The 3456-nt window shown below is 69.1% G+C and carries 3 protein-coding genes; 1 reads left to right on the top strand and 2 read right to left on the bottom strand.

The genetic code is table 11. The features are described from left to right. A partial coding sequence (locus tag MKK63_RS11190; RefSeq protein ID WP_244001643.1) for an ABC transporter transmembrane domain-containing protein occupies positions 1 to 1790 on the bottom strand: 1790 nt, incomplete at its 3' end. A gap of 242 nt (positions 1791 to 2032) precedes the next feature. Here MKK63_RS11190 and rpmE point away from each other — a divergent pair. Continuing rightward, positions 2033 to 2281 (top strand): 50S ribosomal protein L31, encoded by a 249-nt coding sequence (gene rpmE / locus MKK63_RS11185; protein WP_007565880.1) that lies wholly within the window; start codon positions 2033 to 2035, stop codon positions 2279 to 2281. Positions 2282 to 2594: 313 nt separating this feature from the next. Here rpmE and MKK63_RS11180 read toward each other — a convergent pair whose 3' ends face one another. Continuing rightward, complete coding sequence (locus tag MKK63_RS11180) at positions 2595 to 3125, bottom strand: DUF1465 family protein (RefSeq protein ID WP_244001642.1); 531 nt, start codon at positions 3123 to 3125, stop codon at positions 2595 to 2597. Between the last annotated feature and the right edge of the window lie 331 nt (positions 3126 to 3456).

The raw sequence follows: 3456 nt of genomic DNA, 5'->3' as shown, positions 1-3456 counted from the left end.
GTCTCGTCGAGGGCATCCGTGAATTGCAGGTTCGCAAGCTGCGCGTAGAGCGCGCCCTGCGCCAGCAGGCTCTCGTGGGTCCCCGTCTCGACGATGCGGCCATCGTCGAGGACCAGGATCCGGTCGGCGGCACGAATCGTGTCGAGCCGGTGGGCGATGACCAGGGTGGTGCGCCCCCGCATCAGGGTGTCGAGGGCAGCGTGCACAGCGCGTTCGGATTCGGCGTCGAGCGCCGCGGTCGCCTCGTCGGGGAGCAGGATCGGCGCGTCCTTGAGGATCGCCCTTGCGATGGCGATCCGTTGCCGCTGGCCGCCCGAGAGCGTCACGCCGCGCTCGCCGACCTGCGTGTCGTAGCCCTGGGGCAGGGCCGTGACGAAGCCATGCGCGTGGGCAAGCTCGGCGGCATGCCGGACCTCCGCCTCGCTCGCCTCGGGCCGGCCGTAGCGTATGTTCTCGGTGACGGTGCCGGAGAACACCACCGGATCCTGCGGCACCAGGGCGATGCGGGCGCGCAAGTGCTCGGGATCGACCTGCGCGATGTTCGCACCGTCGACCAGAACGCGGCCGTCCTGCGGATCGTAGAAGCGCAGCAGCAGCTGAAACACCGTCGACTTGCCCGCCCCGGACGGGCCCACGATGGCGATCCGCTCGCCGCGGGCCGCTGCGAAGCTCAGGCCGCCCAGCGCGGTGTGGCCGGGCCGCGTGGGATAGGCGAAGCGCACCGCCTCGAAGGTCACCGCGCCGTGCGCGGGCTCCGGCAGCGGGAGGGCCGGCACAGGCGCGCGGATCGCGGGCTCGGCGGCCAGGATCTCGGTCAGCCGCTCGGCGGCGCCCGCCGACATGGCGAGGTCCCCGTAGACCTCGGAGAGCTGGCCGAGCGCCCCGGCGCCGAACACCGCGTAGAGAACGAACTGCGAGAGTTCGCCCCCGGTCATCGTGTGGCTGAGCACGCCTTGCGCGCCGTACCACATGACCCCGACCACGGAGGCAGAGATCAGGAAGATCGCGATCCCCGTCAGCAGCGCCCGCGCCCGGATCGAATCGCGGGCGGCCCCGTAGGCCTCCTCGGACGCCCCGGCGAACCGGGCGGCCGTGCTGCCCGAGCGACCGAACGCCTGCATGGTTCGCACGGCCCCGACCGCCTCGGCGGCATACGCCGAGGCCTCGGCCAGCCGGTCCTGGGCAGCCCTGGACCGGCGCCGCACGCCGCGGCCCGACAGGATCAGCGGAAAGACGATCAGTGGAATCGCCGCCAGCACCATCACGGACAGCCGCGGGCTCGTGATCACCATCATGGCGGTCGCGCCCACGAACAGGAACAGGTTGCGCAGCAGGATCGAGACCGAGACCCCGAAGGCCGATTTGATCTGCGTCGCGTCCGCGGTGAGGCGCGAGACGATCTCGCCCGACTGCGCCCGGTCGAAGAAGGCGGGATCGAGGATCGTGAGCCGGGCGAACACGGCCGCCCGCAGATCCGCCACGACCCGCTCGCCGAGCGTCACCACGGTGTAGACCCGGGCCGCGCTCGACAGCGCGAAGGCCGCCACCACCCCGAGCAGGGCGAGGAAATAGGCATCGATGACGCCTGATCCGTCGGCCGTGAAGCCGTGGTCGATCACCCGGCGCATCGCGATGGGGACCACCAGCGTCGAGGCCGACGCGCAGGCGAGGGCAAGGACTCCGCCGATGATCCGGCCGCGGTAGCGCAGCGCGAACGGGAGCAGCGGCCGAAGCGCGCTCAGCGGAGCTTTGGGCCGCCCCTCAACGGCCACCTTGGGTTTACGGGCCATTACGCCTCTCGTGTCCCTCACTCTCCCGGTCCGCGGCGCTTGTGACCGGGAAGCGCGTGCGGTATACGCCGCCGCTCATCCGATTGCGTGTGTTCAATGGCCGCGGGCCGCCACCACGGTCGGCTTGTACGTGCCGTTGCACGAACCCACGGTTCGGTGCAACCGGTGTCATCTTCCGCATTCCGGGCCGGGCGGCGCCTCCTGCGCTTCCCGCCGGCGTGCCAGATTAGGGACGACAGGTCATGGCGAAGGACGCGGCCGCGAAGGCCAAGGGGACAGAGCACCCCGACTACCACTTCATCAAGGTCGTGATGACGGACGGTACCGAGTACCGGACCCGTTCGACCTACGGCAAAGAGGGCGACACCCTCAACCTCGACATCGATCCGCTCACCCATCCGGCGTGGACCGGCGGCGAGCAGAAGATGCTCGACCGGGCTGGCCGCGTTTCGCGCTTCAACTCGCGCTTCGGCAACCTCGGCAAGCGCTGAGCGAGGCGAAGGCCGCGCCCCGTGTGCGGCCAATCTCTGGACGGGCGGTTTCCTCGCGAGGCCGCCCGTTTTCGTTTCGGTTGAACCACGCGAGCACTTGCGCACCTCGGCGCGGTGGAGACGCCTCGAAGGGGGACTTCAGCCAGCCAGCGCGATCCCTGGAGATCTCCTTCGGGGCCCCCGTTGTGGTCCGGCACCGAAGGATACGGGGGTACGTTGGATCGCTGACCCGAGGCCTTCCTGGCCTCGCGTTATGGACCGTCTGGCGACGTAACCGGGACCGACGTCCGCAGCCGATCCGTCCTCCGGGGCCTCAGCGCTCGCCCAGGCGGAACGCCATGCGCAGAAGGCCGTGCTGGGCAGCGACCGGGCTCTCCACCGGGGCGGGCGTCGGCCGGTCCTCAGTGATCAGCACGTCGAGATGCAGGATGCGGCTGTGCAGGCGCCGCGCCCGCATGATCAGCTGCTGGAGTCGCACCGGTAGCAGGTTGAAATCCTGCGGCTTCGGCGGCTCGCTGCTGGCGAGCTTCACCCGGTGCTTCTCCTGAAGCGCCTCGGCCGGCGTCATCTCACCCTCCGCCACCGCACGCTGCACCAGCAGCCAGGAGGCGACCTGCATCAGCAGCGTCGTGAGCCGCATGCTTTCCGCCGCGTAGCTCAGCGTCGCATCGCGCGAGATGAGGCGTGATTCGTCGCGACCCTCGCCGTCAAGATAGGCGGCCGTCTCCTCGACAAGTCTCATGCCCTCACGGAACAGAGACTTGAAGGCGTCCGAGTTGACGTAGGACTTGCCGAAATCGACCCAATCCTGATCGTCCCGGAACGTAACATCGAAGCCGTTCATCCTGCCTCTCCCGTGCCGTCAGACGGCGCCGTCCGTCTCGAATCGGGACCCGCTGTCCCGTGCTATCCGACGACGCTGCAATCCTAGCGCCGATCGACGCTGGCGGCAGGCTTCAACCTTTTTTAACCTTAACGGACCGCGGATCATCAAGATAAGCGGTCTACCGGGGGATGCTAGGGCGCTCTCCGCCGAAGTGGACACCGGTTCGGCGGAGGAAAGCGCGTCACAACAAGGGTTGAGAGCCGTGCCCGATCGCAGCGCGCACGGTACACGACTCACAAGGCTGGGAGGCGTTTTGGGCATCGATTGGCCCAGAGGGTCGCTGCGCTTT

The sequence above is a fragment of the Methylobacterium sp. J-088 genome, from assembly GCF_022829295.1.
Classification (GTDB): Bacteria; Pseudomonadota; Alphaproteobacteria; order Rhizobiales; family Beijerinckiaceae; genus Methylobacterium.
Note: the sequence above shows the minus strand (reverse complement) of the source record. Positions and strands in the feature narration are given on the sequence as shown.

Bases quoted from the DNA above. Each gene is read 5' to 3' on its own strand.
- rpmE (WP_007565880.1), top strand. From the start codon at position 2,033: ATGGCGAAGGACGCGGCCGCGAAGGCCAAGGGGACAGAGCACCCCGAC.
- MKK63_RS11180 (WP_244001642.1), bottom strand. From the start codon at position 3,125: ATGAACGGCTTCGATGTTACGTTCCGGGACGATCAGGATTGGGTCGAT.